General features: G+C 39.8%; 24 protein-coding genes. 18 read left to right on the plus strand and 6 right to left on the minus strand.

Features of this window, described 5'->3' with window-relative positions; translation table 11 throughout:
- Positions 1–98 precede the first annotated feature (98 nt).
- A complete protein-coding gene (locus tag FHG08_RS08545) occupies positions 99–1,019 on the plus strand; it encodes a glyoxylate/hydroxypyruvate reductase A (RefSeq protein ID WP_178955519.1) in 921 nt (306 codons plus the stop codon).
- A 259-nt stretch (positions 1,020–1,278) separates the two neighbouring features.
- Here the strand turns inward: FHG08_RS08545 and smrA are convergent, their stop codons facing one another.
- Positions 1,279–1,860 (minus strand): DNA endonuclease SmrA, encoded by a 582-nt coding sequence (gene smrA / locus FHG08_RS08550; protein ID WP_178955521.1) that lies wholly within the window; start codon positions 1,858–1,860, stop codon positions 1,279–1,281.
- Positions 1,861–2,256: 396 nt separating this feature from the next.
- Positions 2,257–2,502, minus strand: a complete 246-nt coding sequence (locus FHG08_RS08555; RefSeq protein WP_008114416.1) for a hypothetical protein — start codon at positions 2,500–2,502, stop codon at positions 2,257–2,259.
- A gap of 634 nt (positions 2,503–3,136) precedes the next feature.
- Between FHG08_RS08555 and FHG08_RS08560 the strand changes: the two genes are divergently transcribed.
- Complete coding sequence (locus FHG08_RS08560; RefSeq protein ID WP_138607618.1) at positions 3,137–3,520, plus strand: response regulator; 384 nt, start codon at positions 3,137–3,139, stop codon at positions 3,518–3,520.
- A gap of 67 nt (positions 3,521–3,587) precedes the next feature.
- Here the strand turns inward: FHG08_RS08560 and rpsT are convergent, their stop codons facing one another.
- Entirely contained in the window at positions 3,588–3,848 is a 261-nt protein-coding gene (rpsT, locus tag FHG08_RS08565) for a 30S ribosomal protein S20 (RefSeq protein ID WP_008114420.1), read from the minus strand.
- 295 nt (positions 3,849–4,143) lie between these two features.
- Here rpsT and murJ point away from each other — a divergent pair, with 295 nt between their 5' ends.
- The 13 genes from murJ (at position 4,144) to FHG08_RS08630 (ending at position 18,962) form a co-directional block, all read left to right on the plus strand.
- Positions 4,144–5,682, plus strand: a complete 1,539-nt coding sequence (gene murJ, locus FHG08_RS08570) for a murein biosynthesis integral membrane protein MurJ (RefSeq protein WP_041709107.1) — start codon at positions 4,144–4,146, stop codon at positions 5,680–5,682.
- A 74-nt stretch (positions 5,683–5,756) separates the two neighbouring features.
- Positions 5,757–6,683: a bifunctional riboflavin kinase/FAD synthetase gene (gene ribF / locus FHG08_RS08575; RefSeq protein ID WP_075170608.1), complete on the plus strand. Its 927-nt coding sequence runs from the start codon at positions 5,757–5,759 to the stop codon at positions 6,681–6,683.
- Between the two features lie 29 nt (positions 6,684–6,712).
- Positions 6,713–9,541: an isoleucine--tRNA ligase gene (gene ileS, locus FHG08_RS08580; RefSeq protein ID WP_178955523.1), complete on the plus strand. Its 2,829-nt coding sequence runs from the start codon at positions 6,713–6,715 to the stop codon at positions 9,539–9,541.
- A 12-nt stretch (positions 9,542–9,553) separates the two neighbouring features.
- A complete protein-coding gene (gene lspA, locus FHG08_RS08585) occupies positions 9,554–10,054 on the plus strand; it encodes a signal peptidase II (protein WP_131690731.1) in 501 nt (166 codons plus the stop codon).
- A complete protein-coding gene (gene fkpB / locus FHG08_RS08590) occupies positions 10,051–10,491 on the plus strand; it encodes an FKBP-type peptidyl-prolyl cis-trans isomerase (RefSeq protein ID WP_010391275.1) in 441 nt (146 codons plus the stop codon). The genes lspA and fkpB overlap by 4 nt, the downstream gene beginning before the upstream one ends.
- Positions 10,491–11,420: a 4-hydroxy-3-methylbut-2-enyl diphosphate reductase gene (ispH, locus tag FHG08_RS08595; RefSeq protein ID WP_178955525.1), complete on the plus strand. Its 930-nt coding sequence runs from the start codon at positions 10,491–10,493 to the stop codon at positions 11,418–11,420. The genes fkpB and ispH overlap by 1 nt, the downstream gene beginning before the upstream one ends.
- A 27-nt stretch (positions 11,421–11,447) precedes the next feature.
- Positions 11,448–12,482 carry a sensor histidine kinase gene (locus FHG08_RS08600; RefSeq protein WP_178955527.1) on the plus strand — a complete coding sequence of 345 codons (1,035 nt, stop codon included), beginning with the start codon at positions 11,448–11,450 and terminating at the stop codon, positions 12,480–12,482.
- The gene (locus tag FHG08_RS08605) at positions 12,479–13,183 is read left to right on the plus strand and encodes a LytTR family DNA-binding domain-containing protein (RefSeq protein WP_138607626.1); all 705 of its coding nucleotides are present in this window, start codon (positions 12,479–12,481) and stop codon (positions 13,181–13,183) included. The genes FHG08_RS08600 and FHG08_RS08605 overlap by 4 nt, the downstream gene beginning before the upstream one ends.
- Before the next feature lie 114 nt (positions 13,184–13,297).
- Positions 13,298–13,858, plus strand: coding sequence for a type IV pilus modification protein PilV (gene pilV, locus FHG08_RS08610; RefSeq protein WP_178955529.1), 561 nt, complete (start codon positions 13,298–13,300; stop codon positions 13,856–13,858).
- Between the two features lies 1 nt (position 13,859).
- The gene (locus FHG08_RS08615) at positions 13,860–14,858 is read left to right on the plus strand and encodes a PilW family protein (protein ID WP_178955531.1); all 999 of its coding nucleotides are present in this window, start codon (positions 13,860–13,862) and stop codon (positions 14,856–14,858) included.
- Positions 14,846–15,331 (plus strand): pilus assembly protein PilX, encoded by a 486-nt coding sequence (locus tag FHG08_RS08620; RefSeq protein ID WP_138607632.1) that lies wholly within the window; start codon positions 14,846–14,848, stop codon positions 15,329–15,331. Before FHG08_RS08615 ends, FHG08_RS08620 begins: the two co-directional genes overlap by 13 nt.
- 1 nt (position 15,332) lies before the next feature.
- Positions 15,333–18,533 carry a pilus assembly protein gene (locus tag FHG08_RS08625; protein WP_178955533.1) on the plus strand — a complete coding sequence of 1,067 codons (3,201 nt, stop codon included), beginning with the start codon at positions 15,333–15,335 and terminating at the stop codon, positions 18,531–18,533.
- A 9-nt stretch (positions 18,534–18,542) separates the two neighbouring features.
- Positions 18,543–18,962 carry a type IV pilin protein gene (locus tag FHG08_RS08630; protein ID WP_138607636.1) on the plus strand — a complete coding sequence of 140 codons (420 nt, stop codon included), beginning with the start codon at positions 18,543–18,545 and terminating at the stop codon, positions 18,960–18,962.
- A gap of 143 nt (positions 18,963–19,105) precedes the next feature.
- Here the strand turns inward: FHG08_RS08630 and FHG08_RS08635 are convergent, their stop codons facing one another.
- Positions 19,106–19,642 carry a GspH/FimT family pseudopilin gene (locus FHG08_RS08635; protein WP_138607638.1) on the minus strand — a complete coding sequence of 179 codons (537 nt, stop codon included), beginning with the start codon at positions 19,640–19,642 and terminating at the stop codon, positions 19,106–19,108.
- 77 nt (positions 19,643–19,719) lie between these two features.
- Entirely contained in the window at positions 19,720–20,271 is a 552-nt protein-coding gene (locus FHG08_RS08640; RefSeq protein WP_138607640.1) for a GspH/FimT family protein, read from the minus strand.
- A 174-nt stretch (positions 20,272–20,445) separates the two neighbouring features.
- On the opposite strand from FHG08_RS08640, the gene FHG08_RS08645 reads away from it, so the two are divergent.
- Entirely contained in the window at positions 20,446–20,784 is a 339-nt protein-coding gene (locus FHG08_RS08645; RefSeq protein ID WP_008114445.1) for a P-II family nitrogen regulator, read from the plus strand.
- 57 nt (positions 20,785–20,841) lie between these two features.
- On the opposite strand, the gene FHG08_RS08650 is transcribed toward FHG08_RS08645, so the two are convergent.
- On the minus strand, positions 20,842–21,606 hold the full coding sequence (locus FHG08_RS08650) for an outer membrane protein assembly factor BamD (protein ID WP_138607642.1): 765 nt from the start codon (positions 21,604–21,606) through the stop codon (positions 20,842–20,844).
- Between the two features lie 141 nt (positions 21,607–21,747).
- On the opposite strand from FHG08_RS08650, the gene rluD reads away from it, so the two are divergent.
- Positions 21,748–22,725: a 23S rRNA pseudouridine(1911/1915/1917) synthase RluD gene (gene rluD, locus FHG08_RS08655; protein WP_008114448.1), complete on the plus strand. Its 978-nt coding sequence runs from the start codon at positions 21,748–21,750 to the stop codon at positions 22,723–22,725.
- A gap of 2 nt (positions 22,726–22,727) precedes the next feature.
- Positions 22,728–23,459 carry a peptidoglycan editing factor PgeF gene (gene pgeF, locus FHG08_RS08660; protein WP_178955535.1) on the plus strand — a complete coding sequence of 244 codons (732 nt, stop codon included), beginning with the start codon at positions 22,728–22,730 and terminating at the stop codon, positions 23,457–23,459.
- The last annotated feature ends 48 nt before the right edge of the window (positions 23,460–23,507 follow it).

Below are 23,507 nucleotides of genomic sequence, written 5' to 3' on the forward strand. Positions count from 1 at the left end.
ATACGCGGTCAGTTGTGTGACTTTTTAAAACCGTTTACCTACTATTGAATTGAACCGTACCAGTACTACTATTTAGGGTTACTTTTTAAGGAATCATCATGTCAGTTTTAGTCGCGATTACCGGTCGAGATAACACAAAATTAATTGCAAAAATGCAATCACAATTACCCAACATTCAAATTGAGCAGCTTGATGACTGCAAAGATTTTGCAGGTGTGGAATTTGTACTGGCTTGGAATGCGCCCGCGTCTTTATGGCCAAAGTTATTAAATTTGAAAGCGGTGTCATCGTTTGGTGCTGGGGTTGATAGTATCGATTTAAGTTTACTACCTGCACATGTTGAAGTGGTGCGGATTGTCGATAAACAGTTAGCCAACGACATGGCTGAATATGTACTTACTCATGTATTAGCGCAAAAATTGCGATTAAAAGAATATTTCTTAAAACAACAGCAAAGTGAATGGAAGCCCAAAAGAGCGTATAGGCACGATCGAGTCAGTATTTTAGGGTTTGGCGAATTAGGCCAAGCATGCGCCCAAAGGTTGGCTAATAATGGCTTTAAAGTTAATGCTTGGAGCCGAAGCCCTAAAACATCAACGATAGCAGCACTCTACCATGGTGATCAGGGACTAAATGATATGTTAGTGAATACAGATTATTTAATCTGTCTATTGCCACTTACTAGCAATACCAAAGGTATTATTAATCAACAGTTGCTTAAGCAACTTCCTGAGCACGCCGTGTTAATTAATGTGGCCCGAGGTGAGCATGTCGTTGAAGCTGATTTGCTCGATGCGCTCAATAACGCACGTTTACTAGCAGCAACGCTTGATGTATTTGCCAGTGAGCCACAACCAAGCAAACACCCTTATTGGCAACACCCAAATATTACTTTAACGCCGCACTGTGCTGCGTTGTCAGATCTAGATAGTGTTATTGAGCAAATAGCAGAAAACATTTTGCGTTTGAAAGCGAGACAACCATTAATAAATTGTATTAATAAGCAGCAAGGTTATTAATTTAGAGTTATTGGCCTTCAAGGATTAAAATTTGTTTAATTTTTAACAGAAACAGCTTGTTAACATTTGTAATTTTTACTATTGTTAAAAGCTGTTCTAACAAAAATAATAAATAGGATGAATTATGAAACCCAATCAAGGGGGCGCAAAAATTAGCATTGTGGTTGTATCTATCATTATTTTAGGAATATCTGCGTGGTTTAATCAAGCTAATGCAGCAGCGTTGATGCTTAACTAACCCTTATTAGCACAGCAAGATTTAACTGCGCTTGCTGTGAATTTCTCTGTTTTGATGCTTTTTATCATCACTCTTCTTTAGTAAGACATATGTTGCCCCACTTCCTCCATGCTGCCTGAGTGCAGTATGAAATGCTAAAACACAAGGAATTGTTTGCAGCCACTGATTTACGTAACTTTTTAAAATCCCCGGTTTGGCTTTATTTTTAATACCTATTCCATGACGAACAAGAACCATTCTTATATTGCGCTGGTGGCAATCTTTAATAAAGGCAAGCAACGAAGCATGGGCATTTTTCAAAAGTTGCCCGTGTAAATCTAATGTCGCATCGAGCTGATATTTAGCTAATCTTACGTTTTTAAAAACCGGGCTTTGCACGCCATCCCGTTTAAAACTTAATATGGCGAGTGGGTCGAGCAATTCTAGTGGTTCATCTAACGAATTAAATTGTTCACTGCTTAAATTTAATTGTGCCGCTTTGTTTTTTTCTTGCTGAGCGATAACTGTTTTATGGTTTTTAGGTGGCAATGTCACTGTATCGTGACTGATAGGGGTAACATCTTCCATGGAGGATAAGAATAAATCGAAATCTGACAACGGCATGGGCTTATCTCAAAATAGGCAAGGGTCTGTTGACCTTTGCGGATTAAAATTTGTTCAAACTAGGGGTGGTTTAATCGCGGCGCGAGGTTTGTAACCTAGTGGGCTAAGTAAAAACCGAGCAACAAAGAGTAAATCGCCCTTAGGTAGAACCCAAAGGGCAGCGCCTGTTTGGCATTGATGCTGCGTTATCACCTATTTATGGGGAATAACCACACCACATAGGCTCTGCCTTGCCTAAATACCAAACAGACTGCTGAAAATTTAACCTTGAAAGGTCAACAGACCCAATACGAGATAAATTTTAACTTAGTTCAAACTAAGACCCAAGATTTTTAAAGCTGTAGAATAAAAAAAGCCCAGAAAAACTGGGCTATAAAATATTCTAAGGGGAAGTAATTAGTGCTGAGATACAGTAAATTGTCCAAAAGTATAAACTTTAAACAAATAAAATGTGTTGATCAAAACTAAACTCATATTTGAAATAATACTCGACGACATAAGATCTAAGCTAAATGATAAGAATAACAAACCACAAGCACTAATCGCTGCAACGCGAAGCAGTGTCAGTTGGTTAATAAAGAATGCACCTAAACCTAGTGCAAGTAGTAATGTATTTAAAAGCCAATCTAGCTCGTTTAGCATGGTCGTTTCAATAGTTCAGTTGTTGAAAAAAGGAGCGCCATTATGTTGATCTTTTGCACAGCTTTCAACCAAGTAATTTTAAATTTTCAGATTAGTTTTTTTAATGTTAAAAGTAAGTAAGCAATACTGAAAATATTCCTTTCTCAGCAATAATTCGATATTTTTGGCAGCTCTGCGGTTGCTGTAAATCAATACATAGGTAAAGGGTTCTATGCTCCTTATCCAGTCGCGGGTGTAGGGTTGAGTCCAGTAGTTTTGGTTCGCTTGAAAACAACCCTGGCCAATACACACTTTGGCTTACCATAGATGATTTTTTATAAGTAAGTAAACTCGGCTTTGGTATTAAAACAAGTATAAATAATAATATCGCGAAAATAAAAAGCAGGGTCAACTTGATGCCACACTTTGCGCTACTTGAGTGTAGTTTTAATTGTGAGCCAGTGTTTGCAAGCTTATTACTGGATCTTTGTTTAACAGTAGCGGCTTTATTTTTTTTGCGGCGACTTTTTTTTGTGGTTTTCGACATAAAGCAAATCTGGCCTTTTTAGCTTAGCCCTCTATAATAAAGTAAATATTTGTATTTTAAGCAAATCACCAACTTCGCAGACATGGCTTTAGCCTATAAGGATTGTATATGAATACGCAGCTATCTATTTTAATAGTTGACGATGTTAGCACTGTGCGTAGCTTTCTAAGTCAAACATTAATGCATTTAGGGATAGAGAATGTAAAAGAAGCGTCAACGGCCGCGCAGTGTATTAGCGAGTGTCGCGCAGCCAATTTTAATATTATATTTTTAGACATAGAACTACCTGATGGCGATGGTAAAGAACTTATTGCGCAAATTAATGAGTTATCACCAGAGACAAACGTGGTGATGGTGTCGGCTCATTCAGGCGTTGAAAATGTGAAGGATGCGATAGAAAGAGGGGCAAAAGGGTTTGTGGTTAAACCATTTTCACCAAAGAAAATTGCGGCGATGTTGAAAAAGTTTTATCCAGAGCTTGATAACGTTTAAGAGGCGTATTTATTTTGGGCAAAAAAAAACCGGCAAAAGCCGGTTTTTTTAATCTTGCAAAAACAAATTATAGCGCTTTAATTTTAGCAGCTAAACGGCTCTTATGACGAGCAGCTTTGTTTTTGTGGATTAGACCCTTAGTTGCGTAACGGTCTAGGATAGGTGTAGCAACAGAAAAAGCTTGCTGTGCAGCTTCTTTATCGCCAGCTTCAATAGCTACGATTACTTTTTTGAAGTAAGTACGCATCATTGAACGACGGCTTGCGTTGTGCTGACGGTTTTTTTCGCTTGTGATAGCGCGTTTTTTTGCAGACTTGATGTTAGCCAAGGTTTGCTCCTAACAATCTTAAATAAAGCTTAAATTAAAGGCCGTGGAATATGCCTGTTTTTATCATGAATGTCAATTTAATTTTAACAATTCAAGAAAAACTGCTCCTTATAACGAACATCAATTTGCCGCTTTAGCAGTTAATAGCGCTATTGTAACAAAGCAAGGGGTTCCAGCCTAGTGCTTTAAAGCGATTTATAAAAAAGACTATGGCATAATTAACTTAATTGCTGGTTTTTAATATGGATTTATAGTGTCAAAAGGTTTGTTTCGTTCTGGGATGATTGTAAGTGCAATGACAATGATCTCGCGTATTTTAGGGCTAGTACGAGATGCCGTCGTGGCTAATCTGTTGGGCGCAGGCGCTGCGGCCGATGTATTTTTATTTGCTAACCGTATTCCTAATTTTTTACGCCGTTTATTTGCCGAAGGGGCTTTTGCGCAAGCATTTGTACCGGTATTAAGTGAAATTAAACAGCAGCAAGGCGATGAGAAGGTCAGAATATTTGTTGCCCAAGCCGCCGGCACGTTAGGCACTATTTTACTGATAGTGACACTTTTTGGTGTAATAGCATCACCTGTTATTGCTGCATTATTTGGTACTGGTTGGTTTATTGATTGGTGGCAAGGGGGGCCTGACGCAGAAAAGTTTGAGCTTGCCAGTTCGCTATTAAAACTTACTTTTCCTTATTTGTTTTTTGTAAGCCTTGTGGCGCTCAGTGGCGCGGTGATGAACGTTTATAATCGTTTTGCCGTTGCGGCTTTTACCCCGGTGTTACTCAATGTATCCATCATTAGTTGTGCCATTTTATTACACGACCAATTTTCTGTAGGCGCTTATGCATTAGCCGTTGGCGTGTTTTTAGGAGGCGTGGTACAGCTATTATTTCAACTGCCGTTTTTGTATAAAGCAAAAATGCTAGCGCGCCCGCGCTGGGGTTGGCAAGATGAAAATGTGAAAAAAGTACGCAAGTTAATGCTTCCAGCCTTATTTGGTGTATCAATTAGTCAAATTAATTTGCTGCTCGATACAGTAATAGCCTCGTTATTGATGACGGGCTCTATCGCTTGGCTATATTACTCAGATAGACTGATTGAATTTCCACTTGGTTTATTTGGCATCGGTATTGCGACGGTTATTTTACCTGCGTTGTCAAAATTACACAGCAGTAAAAAAAGTAGCGACTTTCAACATACCCTAGATTGGGGAGTGAGGTTTGTGATTTTTTTAGGGCTTCCAGCAATGATAGGATTGATGATTATAAGCCCGCTTATTATTACCGTGCTGTTTGATCATGGCGCTTTTAAAGAAGCGGGTATTGATCATGTTAAGGCGGTGAGCTTAGGGGTGGTTGCCTACTCAGTGGGATTAGTCAGCTTTATGTTAATTAAAGTGCTCGCGCCTGGGTTTTATTCTCGCCAAGATACTAAAACACCGGTACGCATTGGTATTATTACTTTGGTACTAAATATGGTGTTTAATATTATGCTGGCCCCATTTATTGGCTATTTAGGTTTGGCACTGGCAACCTCAATGTCGGCAAGTTGTAATGCCTACTTACTGTATCGACAGCTTAAAAAAGAGAATGTTTATCAGTTTTCCAGCATGAGTGGCTACTTCACTTTGAAGTGTTTGTTGGCAAGTATAACAATGGGCGCATTGGTTTGGTTTACCAGTAGGCAATATGACTGGGTTAGTTGGCACTTTAGCGAACAAGTTATGTTATTGGTTGTGTTATTAATTATTGCGATTGTTAGTTACTTTTTTATGTTGTTTTTGATGGGTGTTAGACTAAATACGATAAAAAGTGTAGCAATTACTGAATCAAATTAAAAAAAAGATTATAATCGGACACTCTGCGGCCCGAGGTCGCATTTTATCGCTCGCTGAAAAAGGCATTAGGTGGCATGGAGCTAATTAGAGGTATACACAATATACGCCCACAACACTTTGGTTGTGTGCTGACCATTGGTAATTTTGATGGTGTTCATTTGGGTCATGCTGCCGTATTAAAAGGGCTTTTAGCTGATGCAAAAGAAAATAATTTACCCAGCACCGTAATGTTATTTGAGCCTCAGCCACAGGAGTTTTTTGCAAAAAATAACGCTCCGGCTAGGCTGACTCGACTGCGTGATAAACTTCGTCTATTGAGTAACTTAGGAATTGAACGCGTTATTTGTATTAGCTTTAATCAGGCTTTTGCAAACATGCATGCTGAGCAGTTTGTTAGCGATATTTTAATTAAAAAGCTGGGCGTTAAAGCATTAACGGTTGGTGATGATTTTAGGTTTGGTAAACAGCGCCAAGGTAACTTTAGTCTATTGGCAACTATGGGCACCCAAGTGGGAATGAGTGTTAAAAGCACTGCCAGCTTTAGGCAATTAAATGCTAGAGTAAGCAGTACCTTGATACGAGAAGCACTTGCTGAAGGTGACCTAGTTAGTGCAAAAGTTATGCTTGGGCATAATTATGCAATATCTGGACGTGTTATTCATGGCTGGAAAAAAGGCCGCGAACTGGGTTTTAGAACGGCAAATATTGCGCTAAAACGTCAAGTTTGTCCGGTCAATGGTGTATTTGCGGTTCAAGTGATGATCGCAGGAAAGCAAGTTTTTGGGGTGGCTAACATTGGAAACAAACCCACGTTTAATGGAACTCGTGCCTTATTGGAAGTTCATCTTTTTGATTTTGCACAAGATATTTATGGACAATTTATGCATGTGGAGTTAATTGAAAAGCTCCGCAATGAGAAAAAATTCGAGACATTAACACAACTGACGGCACAAATAGCAACCGATGTTGCCGCCGCTAAGCAGTGTTTTGGTTTAAATTAGGTAGCCGATAGAAACGGAAAGTAGGATTAATGAGCGACTACAAACATACTTTGAATTTACCGGAAACAATGTTTCCAATGCGTGGCAATTTGGCACAACGTGAACCAAAAATGCTTAAAGCATGGTATGAAGACGACCTATACGGTCAAATTCGCAGCGCGAAGAAAGGTAAAAAAACTTTCATTTTGCATGACGGCCCTCCGTATGCAAACGGCGATATCCATTTAGGCCACTCAGTAAATAAAATATTAAAAGATATTATTGTTAAGTCTAAAACTTTATCAGACTTTGATGCGCCATACGTACCAGGTTGGGACTGTCATGGTTTACCAATCGAGTTAATGGTTGAGAAAAAAGTTGGTAAACCCGGTGTTAAGGTAACTGCGGCAGAGTTTCGTGAGAAATGTCGTGCCTATGCTAAAAAGCAAGTGGAAGGCCAAAAAGTAGACTTTAAACGTTTAGGCGTTTTTGGTGATTGGGATAAACCTTACCTAACAATGAACTTCGACTTTGAAGCTAATGCCATCCGTGTACTGGGCCGCATTATAAAAAATGGTCACCTTCATAAAGGTGCTAAGCCTGTGCATTGGTGTACAGATTGTGGTTCAGCATTAGCTGAGGCCGAAGTTGAATACCAAGATAAACAATCTCCAGCTATTGATGTACGTTTTACTTTTACAGATCAAGATGCGGTAGTTAATGCGTTTGATTTAGCGGCTGGCCATACAGGAACAGGTAGCGTAGGAACCGTCATTTGGACTACGACACCATGGACTTTGCCTGCAAACCGTGCGGTAGCTGTACATGCTGATTTAGAATACGCGCTAGTACAAGTAGAAGATGAAGGCGTTCAGCAACGTCTTATTATAGGTTCTGAGCTGGTTAAAGATGCGATGGATCGTTTTGGTTTTAACCATTTCCATATCCTTGGCTATGTTAAAGGCGCAGCACTTGAAAACTTAACCGTAGCACACCCTTTTTACGACTTTAATGTTCCTGTTATTGTTGCTGAGCACGTAACAACAGATTCTGGTACGGGCATCGTGCATACTGCACCAGGTCATGGTCAAGAAGATTTCGTGGCTGGTCTTGAGTACAACCTTGAAGTAGCTAACCCTGTTGGCGCAAATGGTGTGTACTTACCTGATACTGAATTATTTGCCGGTCAACATGTGTTTAAAGCCAATGCGAGTGTAATTGAGGTATTAAAAGAAAATAATGCCCTAATGCATCACCATGCATTAACGCACAGTTACCCACATTGTTGGCGCCATAAAACGCCTATTATTTTCCGTGCCACACCACAATGGTTTGTTAGCATGGATCAGGCTAACTTGCGCCAAGATTCACTGGCTGAAATTAAAAATACTCAGTGGTTACCTGAATGGGGCGAAAGCCGTATTGCTAACATGGTTGAAGGCCGCCCTGATTGGTGTATTTCACGCCAACGTACTTGGGGTGTACCTATTGCGCTGTTTGTTGATAAAGACACGGGTGCATTACACCCAAATACTCAAGAGCTGATTGAGCAAGCAGCAGCGCTTGTTGAAAAGTCAGGTATTCAAGCTTGGTATGACTTAGACCCAGCTACTTTACTAGGTGAAGAAGACGCACAACAATACATGAAAGTGCAAGACACACTCGATGTGTGGTTTGATTCAGGTGTAACTCATGCCTGTGTTGTTGATGCGCGTGAAGATTTAACCGGTCCTGCTGATTTATACCTAGAGGGTTCAGATCAACACCGTGGTTGGTTTATGTCATCAATGATGACCTCTGTGGCAATTAATGGTCATGCACCTTACAAGCAAGTACTTACGCATGGCTTTACGGTTGATGAAAACGGCCGCAAAATGTCTAAGTCATTAGGCAATGTTATTTCACCACAAAATGTGATGAATAAACTAGGTGCTGATATTTTACGTTTATGGGTAGCATCAACTGATTACACGGCAGAAATGACGGTATCAGATGAAATATTCAAACGTTCAGCAGATCGCTACCGTCGTATTCGTAACACTAGCCGTTACTTACTTGCTAACCTTAGCGGTTTTGATCCAAAAACAGATCAAGTTGCTATTGATGATATGGTTGAGCTTGATAAGTGGATTGTAGGGCGTGCTGCACAGTTACAAGATGACATTTTAGCGGCGTACGATAGCTACCAAATGCTATTAGTGACGCAAAAGCTAATGAACTTCTGTACCGGCGAGTTAGGCTCGTTCTACTTAGACGTTATAAAAGATCGTCAGTACACGGCAAAAAGTGACAGTCATGCACGTCGTTCTTGTCAAACTGCGCTGTACCACATTGCTGAAGCGATGACGCGTTGGATGGCACCAATCATGAGCTTTACAGCACAAGAAATTTGGGAAGCACTTCCAGGTGAGCGCAGTGACTATGTATTTACTTCAACTTGGTATGAGGGCTTACAAGCACCAACTACGACCAAGTTTAGTAATGAAGATTGGCAAGCTATTTTAAATGTGCGTGACGAAGTGAACCGTCTGCTAGAAGCTGCACGTAAAGAAGAAGTGATTGGCGCTACGTTGCAAGCAACGGTTAACCTGTTTGCAAGTAAAGAACTTGCTGCAAAACTGGTTGCACTAGGTGATGAACTTCGCTTTGTGTTACTCACTTCAGCTGTAAATGTTACTGAAGTAGAGAGCCAGCCTGCAGATTCACAAGCAACCGAAATTGAAGGTTTATACATTAGCGTATCAGCAACTGATGCTAAAAAGTGTGAGCGCTGTTGGCATTATAGTGAAGATGTAGGTATTGAACCTGCGCACCCTGAAATCTGTGGTCGTTGTGTTAGTAACGTTGACGGTGAAGGTGAAAAGCGTCAATTCGCTTAGGAGTTGTTTTTAGTGAGCAAACTAGCCCAAAAAAGTGGTTTAGTGTGGCTTTGGTTGAGTCTATTACTACTAGTAATAGACTTTGCCAGTAAAACACTGGTTGTAAACACCATGGCCTATGGTGAGTCAATTAATCTACTGCCTGTTTTTAGTATCACTTATGTACATAATTACGGTGCAGCTTACAGCTTTTTAAGCGAAGCGGGTGGCTGGCAACGTTGGTTTTTAAGTGTAATAGCAATTGCAATTAGTTGTTTGTTGGTATGGTGGTTAAAGCGCCTTCCTGCGTCTAATAAAGTATTGTGCGGTGCATACTCGTTAGTGTTAGCGGGTGCTATTGGTAACTTATACGACCGTGTTGCTTATGGTTACGTTATTGACTTTTTACATGTGTTTTACGAAGACTCACATTTCCCCGTATTTAATATTGCAGATTGTGCTATTTGTGTAGGCGCTGCGTTATTACTATTTGACGCCTTTACAGGCGAAGAACCAAAGGAGCATAAAGCATGAGCCAAGCTGTAATTGGTGAAAACTCAGACGTTATTTTTCATTTTTCTATTAAACTAGAAGATGGCTCTGCCGCTGACTCAACAAAAGTGCATAACAAACCTGCCAAGCTCACTATGGGTGATGGCAGTTTAACCGCTAACTTTGAAAAATGTTTGCTTGGCCTAACTGCGGGTGAAAGCAAAACATTTGAGCTTGAGCCTGAGGATGCCTTTGGTCAACCCAATCCAGATAATATTTATTATGTAGATCGTAGTAAGTTTGGTGCAGAAACACCGGCTAAAGTAGGTGCGATTATTGCGTTCACTCAACCTGATGGTACTGAACTTCCGGGTTTGGTTCGTGAAGTGCAAGGTGAGTCAGTTACTATCGATTTTAATCACCCATTAGCGGGTCAGCGTTTAACGTTTGAGGTTGATATTATTGAGGTGCAAGGCTAATGGAAATATTATTAGCTAATCCACGAGGCTTTTGCGCCGGTGTTGACCGCGCAATTAGTATTGTTGAGCGCGCTTTAGATATTTTTGAAAAGCCAATCTATGTGCGTCACGAAGTGGTGCATAACCGTTATGTGGTTGATGGTTTAAAAAATCGCGGCGCCGTATTTGTTGAAGAACTTGATCAGGTTCCTGACGATAGTATTGTTATTTTCAGTGCTCATGGTGTATCTCAAGCTGTTCGTGCAGAAGCTAAACGCAGAGAGTTAAAAGTATTTGATGCAACCTGCCCATTAGTGACTAAAGTGCATATGGAAGTAACCCGTGCTAGTAGAAAAGGCATTGAATGCATTTTAATTGGTCACCACGGACACCCTGAAGTTGAGGGTACCATGGGTCAATACGATAACCAGCAAGGTGGAATTTATCTTGTTGAAACAGTCGATGATGTATTAAAGCTTGATGTAAAAAATGCGGATAATCTTTTTTACTGCAGCCAAACAACTCTATCAGTAGATGACACTGCCGATGTGATTGATGCTTTACGTAGTAAATTTCCCACAATTGATGGTCCACGTAAAGATGATATTTGCTATGCAACACAAAACCGCCAAGATGCGGTTCGTGATTTAGCTGATAAAGTGAATGTGTTATTAGTTGTGGGTGCTAAAAATAGCTCTAACTCTAATCGTTTACGGGAACTTGCCGATAAAATGGGTACACAAGCCTACTTAATAGATGATGCTAGTAATGTTGAAGCATCATGGTTTGATGGTATCAACAGTGTAGGTGTGACTGCCGGTGCATCAGCTCCTGAAGTATTAGTTCAGCAAGTCATTACACGCTTAAAAGAGCTTGGTGGCAAACAAGTAACAGAAAACCCAGGTGAAGAAGAAAACATTGTTTTTGCTGTGCCAGTAGAGCTGCGTTAGTCTATTAATAGATAAAAGGAGGGTCGAATGAGTAAGCAACTGACACCAGATGCACTACTTTTTTCGGCCCTTTTTAATGAGCGTGGTGTACTTGCATCCCTCATAGTAACCCAAGTCGTGGCTATTATTTTAGCTTTTGCTCCTAATGCTGGCGGTGACATATGGCTGCATTTGGGAGAGATTAGTTTATTTCTCCATGTAACCGTATTAGTAAGCACCTCTTTTATATATATTTGTCGCCGATTTCTTGCAAAACAGCCTCAGTTTATTCAGCTTAGTTTTTTTATTGCTGTATATAGTTTGAGTACTGCTTTATTTAGTCTGGCTTTTTCTTATATTGCTTTTGATATAGAAAACGAAGAACAACTTACGTTTTTTGTGTTACGTAATTGCATTATTGTATTTTTGCTTACCTTACTTTTTGTACAATTTTTGCTTATTCATTTTGAAAAAGAGCAGCAAGCCAAAGCACTCTCTCGTGCAGAGCTTGATGCTTTGCAGGCGCGGATCAGACCCCATTTTTTATATAATAGTTTGAATACGGCAGCAGAATTAACGCATCATGATGTTGAGGCTGCAGAGCATGCTATTTTAGCATTAGCGGCGCTTTCGCAGGCTGCAATGCGGTCAGGGCAAAGTGTATTACTCAGTGATGAAATAGTATTAACTAAACAATATATTGCTCTTGAGTCATGGCGTTTTGCTGAGCGCTTACAGGTTAAGTGGTCATTACCAGAAAATCTCCCTGCGCTCTATATTCCATATCTAACATTACAACCTTTGGTAGAGAACGCAGTATGCCATGGTGTAGAGCCCAGCCAAAGTGGTGCTACCATTAGTATTGAGCTGCATGTTACAACACATTATTTAACCTTGATTGTGACTAACCCTGTACCTATTGAAGCCGCTAATACTAGAGAGCATAACGGTATGGCAATTGATAATATCCGTTCTCGTTTAAGTATTTATTATAAAGATCAGGCGCAACTGACAATAACTAACAAAGAAAATAAATTTAGAGTTAAAGTGGTTATTCCAAAACAAACAGAGCACATGTTATGAATGCACTGATTGTAGATGATGAGCCTTTAGCCAGAGCACGCTTAAAACGTTTACTTAGTCAGAGCCATACATCTATTCAAGTGCAAGGTGAGGCCGGTAATGGCAATGACGCTTTAATAAAAATAAAAAAACTTCAGCCTGATTTAGTGTTTTTAGATGTTGATATGCCAGGCTTAAATGGCATCGAAGTGGCCAATCAACTCAATAGCTTTGCGGTTCCGCCGGCAATTATTTTTATAACTGCTCACCCTGAGCATGCACTTGATGCGTTGCAACTAAATGCAGCAGGGTATTTGGTAAAACCTATATCAGTAAAAAGTTTGCAACATGCATTACAACAGCTAGGACGTTTAAACAGAGTACATCTGCAACAGCAACAAACAGAAAAAGTAACGTATCAACTGGCTGGCACTATCAGAAGTGTTGAAATAGAGAGTATTTTTTATTTTAACGCAGAGGAAAAGTATACCAAGGTTGTGTTTGATCAAGGGGAAGCTTTAATTGAGGACAGTTTAAAGCATCTTGAAATGCAATACCCGCATCATTTATTAAGAATTCATCGACATACTTTGGTGAATAAAAACAAAATTATTGCCCTACATACGCTTCAAAACCATCAACATGTTATTGAACTTGATGGTTGTACTACTTTGTTAGCTGTAAGTCGTCGAGCACTCAAAAGCGTAAAAAGTGAACTTTAATACGCCTACCTATTAACCGCTTATCAACATAATTAACCGTTAGTCATGGTTCTAGTTGAATCTAATCTGTAATTGCATACACTTATTATCAGGTAATTATTATTTGGTTTTACTATGTATTTGAGTACGTTTAAATTGCAAAAAGGTTTTACCCTTATTGAAGTCCTAATTGCGTTTATTATTCTCAGCTTTGGTTTATTGGGCGCTGTAGCCCTGCAAGCAAAAGCAAAGCAAGCAAGCTTTGATTCAATGCAACGTGCTGCTGCTGTTGCGCTTGGTAATGATATTATTCAACGTATTCGAGCTAATGATACTTCGCAGCTCGCGACCCTTTACGATGTAGAGTTTACTAGTGAAACCACTAAGAAATCGTCTAAAACATGTTTTACAAGCTCATGTAGCAACGCGCAAATAGCTAGTTTAGATATCGAGCAATGGAAACGTGCTATTCGAGCCCGAGAGAATACCGGATCACTTGATGGTGCAACTGTGTGTATTAACCCTGAAGTGGTAGCGGGTTCTGGTGGGAAAGCATATAACCTTGAGGTTATTGTTTCTTGGCAGGGTCGACAAGAATTTAAAGCAAGTGAGGCGACAGGTAAGATTGGTTGTGGCGTCGCAGATAAAAAGCGTCGCTTAGTCGTGCTTAATAGCTATGTATACGTTAGGAGCTAAAATGAAGCAAACAGGATTTACACTCATTGAAATGATGATATCTCTATTTATAGGGGGATTAATTTTGGGTGGGGTAATGTTTACTTATATCGGTATGAAAGTAACCACCAAAGACACAATGACTATAGGCGAGTTACAAGAGTCAGGCCGTTTAGCTATAAATATTATGCAACGAGATATTGAGCAAGTTGGTTTTTGGGGAACATTTTATGATGATTCATTTACCGCTGCAAACACATCATCATTGTCAAATCCTACTAATGACTGCTTTGAAGGAGCTAACAATGGCAGTTTTCCAGATTTAACGAGTAGTAGTAACTTTAGATCTTTATACGCTAAAACGGCGGCAAGTTCTAATGAGCTCAACTGTGTAAAAAACCCAATTAAAGGGACTGATATTTTACAGGTTAAGTTTTTACAAGGTAATCAACTAGAAGTTGATGCCTCAGGTGTTAATGAAACGCAAAGCGATGAGAATTATTTTATTGCTGAGCAAGAAAATGCACGCTTTGAGCGAGGTATTGTTGACCCTACTAGCGTAAATATCAATGCGTCGGTATGGCCGTATAGTCATCACAGCTATTATATTGCAGAGCAAACTTATACGGTAAATAATAAGAACCTTACTGTACCGGCACTAATGCGAAAGCGTTTAGTAGGCGGGTCTATAAATACTGAAACTATAATGGAAGGCGTGGAAAATATGCGTTTTGTTTTTGGTTTAGATACTACCAACGATAGTCGCGTTGATATCTATAAAAGCATCAGTGATATGAACGCCAGCGACTGGGAAAACCGTAGAGGTATTTTAACAGTACAAGTTTTCTTACTGATCAGAGCATTGCAGCCAGATCCAGGCCTTAAAATTAAGAACCAAACGTACATATTAGGGGAAGATGCTAATAGTCGCTCTCTTACTTTTTCAGATAATTTCAGACGAACTGTTTTCACGACGACTATTCGTTTAAATAATGTGGGAGCAAATTTATGGCGTATTTAACTCATATGAAAAAGAAACAACAGGGTGTTGTACTTATTACAGCACTTATTATGGTGATAGCAGTGACAGGAATTGCGGTTACTTTAATGAGTAGCAGCAGTATTGATATTAAAATTACAAATGCAGCTCAAGAGCGTGAAGTTGCAGAAAATCAACTAATTGGTGAAGTACAGCGCATTATTGCTGATGAAGCTAGTAAAGGGGCTGCTAATCAGTTCTTTTTAACCCCTGAAGAAGTATCAGATAACGGTGTTGTTATGGCTGAACGCGATGATATGAAAAGCAATATGATTAACTTAAACAATGGTGTACTTGATTTAGAATGCCCTCGTCGTTTTAATTTTACTGCTGGCATTTCATGCAACATGGTGCAAGTTTCTACAACCATAGAGTACGGCTCCAAAAGTAAACACCAACTAACAATTGTTACCGGCGTAGCCCAAGAGATGGCTAGCATAAGTAAGGGGTTTTAATATGAAACTTACACTAAACAGAATGTTCATGCCTATATTTGCAATATTAATTGGCATGTCAGCTCATGCTGAAGATATAGAGCTGTATGTTAACCATAATGTGGAGACAGATGAAAAGCCACGCGTAATTATGATTTTTGATACATCAGGCAGTATGGCTTGGGATGTAAACGATGGCAATGCCTGTTACATGAGAAGCGGTAATCGTTATTACGAGGTCGATTGTTTTGAAAGTAAAGACAGCTATAAACGTAATGAGCAATGTTACAAACGAACTAGCTACTACAATTATGAAGCCACATGTAGTGATAGTCGTTTAAGAGTTGCACAAAATGCGATTACGCAATTAGTGAACGATAATGATGATATTGAATTTGGTTTAATGCGTTTTAATGGCAGTAGTGGCGGTTATGTACTAGCCAGAGTAGGTGCTGAAAAGTCAACGTTGCTCAATAAAATTGATGAGCTACCTGCTAGTGGGTCAACCCCATTAACTGAAACATTATGGGAAGCGTATTTATACATAACAGGCCAAGATGTTTACTATGGCGATAACACTAATAATCGAGATTTTACCGCTGAGTCATCAGGAGTTTATAAATCACCTTTTGCCCCAGTAGCGGGTGAGCCATTACGTTGTGACAATAGTATCAACATTATTTTAATGACAGATGGAGATCCTACCAACGATTCTAATAGAAATAATGACATATTTAACCTTCATGAGGATTATTTTTCTGAAAATGCGCCTGTTGTCAGCAATAGTTATTTGGCAGCGCTGGCAAAAATTATCCATGGTACAGATGATGTAAAAGTTGATTTGTATAGCAAAACCAATAATGTACTAGATATTGGTCGTGTATTTCCTATTGGCTTTGGTACTGGAATGAGTAACTCAGGTAAAAACTTACTTACTGAGACTGCAGACTATGGCGGTGGGCAATATTTGCATGCCAATACTGCAGCACAACTGTCAGACGCACTTAAAAATACGATTTCTCGTATTCGTGAAGTAAACGATAGTTTTTCATCGCCATCAGTGGCCAGCAATAACGTAGACCAAACTCGCAGCCGTGATGCTCTTTACTTTGCTATGTTTTATCCTGAAACAGGGGCTCGCTGGCGTGGTAACCTCAAAAAGTTAAAAATTACAGGCAATCAGATTGTTGATGCGACTAACAAGCTTGCTCTTAATAGCGACGGTTTAATTTCAAAAGATGCAAAAACATTTTGGCTACCTGCGGGCCAACCCGCTGATGGTAATGCGGTTGCACAAGGTGGCGTAAATCATTATCTAAGTACGATAGATCCACTAGCTCGTAATTTATTCACTGAAAATCAAGGCTCTATTGTTAGCTTTGATACTTCGGTTGTCAGCGATATTCTTAGTGGTATTGTTGATAACCCGCTAACCTTAACAAGCCAAGATGTTAATTGGGCTAGAGGGGTCGACGTTGATGATGAGGATAAAGATGGCTCTTCGCAAGATCAACGCTCTGATATTTTTGGCGACCCATTACATTCCAAGCCTATTGCTATCGACTATGGCAGTGATGATATACGAATTCTTATAGGAACAAATGCCGGGTTTTTACATATGTTTAAAGATGCTGGCGAGACTGTAAGCGAAAGTTGGGCGTTTATACCTTCAGCATTATTTGACATTATTAAGCCACTCAGAAATAAACAAGCAGATAGCAAGGTATATGGCATGGACGGCCCTATCAGTGTTTACTTTAGTAATAAGAGTTTGAATAGCGAAGGTTTAAATGACGGTATTATAGATGCTAGCAAAGGAGATGCTGTTTGGGCTTTTGCTGGTATGCGTCGTGGTGGTAAGAATTACTATGGCTTAGATATTACAAATCCGAACCAGCCAAAGCGCCTTTGGAGCAAACCAATTGAAGGCGGCAAAGGCGATTTTACGGAATTAGCACAAACATGGTCAAAACCGCAAATAGCTTATATTAAAGCTTTTGGTAATAAACCTTTACTCGTATTTGGTGCAGGTTACGATACAAATAAAGACGCGGCTATAAGAGCTGAGGATTCCCGTGGTCGAGGCATTTATATTGTTGAAGCAAAAACAGGTAGCTTAGTGTGGGCATTAACCCCAAATAGCAATGGTTTTAAAGGTAAACATAGCATTGCCGCTGATTTAACTACGCTTGATTCAGATTATGACGGCTATATTGACCGAATTTATGCTTCAGACACCGGTGGTAATATTTGGCGAATTGATATGCCAGGAGAAGATAGCAGTGAGTTTAGTCACTTTAAACTTGCTGAGCTTGGTAGCAATCAAAATACCCAAGACAGGCGCTTCTTTTATAAGCCTCTGATTGCGCGTACTTTGTTTAGTAAAGTAACAGAGACGACCATCAACGGTGATAAAGTTATTACCCGTTTAGATACTCCTTATGATGCTGTTGTTATCGGCAGCGGCAATCGTTCAAAACCAACGAATACAAATGAGCAAGATCAGTTGTTTATGATTCGTGATGAAAATACGCTGACACGCTCATTTAAAATCAATGCGCCTGCGGCAGTTAAACCCTCCGACTTAATGATTATGAACGATGACCCGTTTGGTAATACTTTAGATGACATAGATGGTTTTAATCTTGTTGAAGCTGAGTTGGCAAAAAAGAAAGGGTGGCGCTACGAATTAGCCAAAGGTGAAAAGTCATTAGCTGCAGCTACCGTTGTTGGCGGAGTTGCTTATTTTACTTCTTTCACGCCAGCATCTGATGCCGTTGTAGAGAATCAATGTTCTTTAAGTGGAGGCGGTGGTGCGCTTTATGCGTTTCATTTGCATTACGGTACAAAGGTGTATGAACAGCTCAAATTTGTAACCAGTTACGATGTGCCCGATACACCACAGCTATACTTTGGTTCTTCTTGCGTGGATGCTAATACCGATGGACAGTGTGATGATGGTCCTGATGGTCCTGATGGTCCCGATGGTCCTGATGGTCCTGATGGTCCTGAAAGGAAGCCACCCGAAAGTAAATTTTATTTCCCTGGTCCTTTAATTAAAGGTGATTCCAAACCATTTGTACCCGGTAACATTTCAGGGCCTGGTCTAAAAATCGAAGATGGAACTATAAAGTTACTAGAGAGTGGCAACAGTGGCTTTGGCTTTAAAACGCAGCAAACATATATTTATAAGCGTGAAGAAAACGATGAGATAAACAATTAAGGGCTGTATATGAATAAGACACAACAAGGATTTACATTAATTGAGGTAATGATCACAGTAGCGATTGTTGGCATTATTGCCGCAATTGCATTGCCGAATTACACAGAGTATGTAAAAAGGGCATCACGCGCAGAAGCTGCATCTGCGCTGTTAGATGCGGCAAATAAGCAAGAGCAATACTTTGTAGATAACCGAGTTTATTCAACTTCGTTTAGTGACTTAGGTATTCAAAGTAAAACTGAAAACGGGCATTTTGAGTTAGCAATAAATGTGGTTAATAGTAATGAATTTACAATTACAGCGAAACCCATCGCTGGAGCTGTTAAAGGGGATGCTGATTGTACTGAATTGTCTATTAATGATTTAGGCTTAAAAGGGGCTAAAGGCAGCAAAGGTAAATCAGATATAACCTATTGCTGGGGTAGATGATGCTAATTAACCTTACTCTGAATTGTATACCTATCTCAAGCAGCTATTTTTAGCGCTAATTGCGTTGAACCTACTTGCAATAGGCCAGCTACTGACGTGAAGTCTGGCTTTTTACACTGTAAACCCCCTAACTAGAATTCAGGTTAGTTATTTTTGCATCTATTTGTGGACTTTATCCTTATGCGACCTGTTTGACTTATAGATAGAGCAAGCCCTTCAAGGTTTGCTTTTTCACTATTAGGGCAATAGATAAAAGTACCATTTTGAAAGCCATTTAAAGAGCCGTCGGGTCTAAAAGTTATTGCAGTTCGGGGGTACTCTAAGCTATCAGAGGGATGGGTATGTTCAAAGGTACTAATAAGACGTTCGTCATTATCCAAAGATGTTGACTTGTCATGATCAGTAAAAAGTGACACACCCGTGTGCCACTCACCATCTAAACATTGTTTATCTTTCAAAGCGCACAGCGTTACGTAGTTGCCATGCTCTATAGCATAAAGACGTGCTAAATTAATATTTCGGTGTAATAGACTAACCTGATTATCTGCGCGATTGAGCGCCAAGAAGTCAGGAGCAAACGACAAAGAGAGTTGACTCAGTATTGCAATAACTAAAATGGTTACTAGTAATTCTACTAACGTAACGCCATCGTTTTTGTGAACACTTATAATTAACTTCATCCCTGAAGCCTTACATTGAACAGTCCATTATATTAGTTTAGTAAATAATCAAAAAACGACAAAGTATGAAATGGCTTTTAGCTGCAGGTTTGAGTTGTGTCACCTATATAAAAAGCAGTTCCTGATTGAGACAGTGTTAACCCTTTATTATTTTCATTAGTACCATTAGGGCAAAAAATAAAATTTCCAGGTTTAGTGGTGATACGACCGCTGGTGTTAAACCGTATCCGTCTATCTCCAGCTGTGAATGTTACCTTATCATTAAGGCTAATTTTTTCCATGACGCGAATTAAGCTGTCAGAGGAAGAATTATATTGACCATCATTATTTGCATCAATAAAGGTTATAATAACTTTATTACGATCCCACCTTGCTCGGCATTGCATACTATCATCATTGTTTTTAACCTCCGAATGCTGAGCTGCACAAATAACCACAATCTCATCAGTACTAGCCGCTTGTGAGCGCGCAAAACTAATATTACGCTTAAGCTCCAATAAAAAGTTTTCGCCTCGATTTTCTTCCAGCATATCGCTACTATTCCATATTGCAATACTTGCTATTATTGCAACAATAGCAACGGTAACCATTAACTCTAATAGAGTAAATCCTGTATGCTTGGTTTTCATATAAATCTCATTAACTCGGTGATGTTGAAAGGTCAACAGACCCTAGTATAGTTATTTTTATTAAAATAATCATACCATGATTATTTTTCACCTGTGCTATTCAATCACTTTGTTTGCTATGAACCTCATGATTGTCTAAAATCGAGGCAACTGAGGCTTTCAAAAGTAACTAATATGAAAAAAATAGAAGCAATCATTAAACCGTTTAAGCTCGATGATGTGCGCGAAGCACTATCTGATGTTGGCATTACGGGTATGACAGTAAGTGAAGTCAAAGGGTTTGGTCGTCAAAAAGGTCACACCGAGCTATACCGTGGCGCAGAGTATATGGTTGATTTCTTACCAAAGGTAAAGTTAGATATTGTGCTTGGTGATGAAGATGTTGAACGCGCTATTGATGTGATTGTTAAAACCGCACAGACAGGCAAAATTGGTGATGGTAAAATATTTGTCACTGAGGTAGAGCGTGTTGTTCGTATTCGTACTGCAGAAGAAGATGAAGACGCGATATAATCGTAGTCTTGAGTAAAAAAGGCGCTACTTTTATTTGAAAGTAGCGCCTTTTTCGTATTATTTATTTCTACTGTTAAATTTGCGCGTTTGCGCTGCATTCTCACTTAATTCAGTCAATCCAAGCTTATCGTAGCTTTTTTCCATCATGGCTAGTGCCGCATCCAAGTAGCTACTTTGTGAGTAGTGCTCTACCACAAACTTACCGCGATTCGCAGCTGCTAAATAGGCTTCACGTTCGTAGTAGTAAGTCGCAACTTTTAGCTCGTAACGTGCCATGCGGTTTAATAGCCAAACTAAACGACGTTTTGCTTCTGGCGCATAGTCACTTTCTGGAAAACGTTTAACTAAGGTTGATAGATCGGTATAAGCTACACGGGTACGTTTAGCGTCTCTGTCGGCTCTATCTACACCAAAGTACTCTTGGAAAGCATTTTTATCCGCTTTAATATTAACCAAGCCACGCATGTAGTACATGTAATCTAAATCTTTGTGGTTTGGGTTTAAGCGAATAAAACGGTCAATGGTAGCAAGTGCCTGCTCTGTATTACCTGATTGGTAATGTGCGTACACTAAATCCATTTGTACTTGTTTTGAAAACGGGCCAAACGGGTAGCGAGAATCAATTGCCGCTAACAGTTCAATTGCACGTGCGTATAAACCAGAATCAAGCGTTTGTTTTGCATCTTCATATAGTGCTTGTGCTGATCTGTTTGGTACTCGTTGAATGTCTTCTTGGTCAGGTGCAGACGAACAAGCCCCTAAACTAAGCACTGAAACTGAAAAAACAATGGCGAATGCACGTTTCCCTATTTTATTTATCATTTTATTTGTTACCTTCGATGTCTTCGGCTAGGCCAAGTGGGTAAAACCGAGTAAACTATGCGTATTATGTTATGCTTTTATTAAAAGCGATTCTAACCCAGTCAAGCAAAGCTTGCACTGGTAAATTGGGTAAAGTTACTAATGTCAGAGCAAATATCTCTCCAAGCCGAGGTCCCAACAGACTTAGGTGGTAAACGTCTAGACCAAGTATTAGCACAATTGTTCCCTGATTATTCACGATCACGGATAAAAACGTGGATTTTAGATGATAAAATCACCGTTGACGGCGAAATTTTCAACACCCCGCGTGAAAAATTACTCGGTGGTGAAGTTGTGGCTGTTGAAACAACAATAGAAGCACCTCGTGAATACGAAGCACAAGATATCAAATTAAACATCGTTTATGAAGACGATGATATTTTAGTTATCAATAAACCAATGGGATTAGTGGTTCACCCTGGTGCAGGTAACCCTGACGGTACGGTGTTAAATGCATTACTTCATCACTTCCCAGAAATTATTAACGTACCACGAGCGGGTATAGTTCATCGTCTTGATAAAGACACAACGGGTTTAATGGTTGTCGCGAAAACGATTCAGGCACAAACTCATTTGGTTAAAGCCTTACAAAAGCGCGAAAATTTCACACGTGAATATGAAGCCTTATGTAATGGTACTATGACCGCCGGTGGTATGGTTGAAAAAGCGATTGGTCGTCATCCAACTCAACGTACGCACATGGCTGTTCATGAAATGGGTAAACCAGCGATTACGCATTACCGTGTGGCAGAAAAGTTCCGAGCTCATACTCGTTTGCGTTTACGCCTTGAGACCGGACGTACACACCAAATTCGCGTGCATATGGCTTACTTAAACCATCCACTAATTGGCGATCAATCTTATGGCGGCCGTCCTCGTCCACCAAAAGGAGCAACCCCTGAGCTGTTTGAGTTACTGCGTAGCTTTAAGCGTCAAGCGCTGCATGCTGTAAAATTAAGCATTGCTCATCCAATTACTGGTGAAATGATGACCTGGCAAGCACCTATTCCTGATGATATGGTCCAGATGACACAAGCACTGCGCGAAGATACAAAAGCAAATCCAGATATAGCTAGTTAATTATGTCTGGCTTATCAGCTACATGGCAACCTATTCAGGGTGTAGGCACATTGAGTACTACACGGGATGGAGGTGTGTCAAAGCCTCCATTTGATAGTTTGAATTTAGGGTTACATGTAGGTGATAACAGCCAAGATGTATTAACCAATCGAGCGCATGTAAATAGTTACATACCTAATCCTGCTGTTTGGTTAAATCAGGTTCATAGCGCTGATGTAATTTTAGTGGATGAAGCGTTTGACGCTAATCACATACTGACGGGGGATGCGCTTTACACGCAGTTACGCAATCAACCTTTAGCTATAATGACCGCTGACTGTTTACCTATTTTACTTACCTCAAGCGATGGCCAAGAAGTGGCTGCAATTCACGCAGGTTGGCGAGGATTAGTGCAAGGAATTATTAATAATACAGTTAGCTGTTTTAAACATGAGCCAGCGAATTTACATGCGTGGTTAGGTCCTGCAATAGGAGCTAACCGATTTGAAGTCGGCCAAGAGGTCGTTGCAACATTTACAGCCAATAATCCAGCTTTGCATGATGCGTTTAAACCTCAAAATAACGATAAATATTTAGCTGATATTTATTACATTGCGCGTACTTTGCTAAACCAACGGGGTGTTGTGAATATTAGTGGTGGTGAATACTGTACGTTCTCTCAAAAAAATCAGTTTTTTTCTTATCGACGTGACGGCCAAACCGGTCGTATGGCAAGTTTGATCTGGCGCAAGTAAATTACTATTAAGTGATTATTTTTCCCTCAATACCTTGAACAAATCCGC

This window comes from Pseudoalteromonas sp. Scap03 (assembly GCF_013393115.1).
Taxonomy (GTDB): domain Bacteria; phylum Pseudomonadota; class Gammaproteobacteria; order Enterobacterales; family Alteromonadaceae; genus Pseudoalteromonas.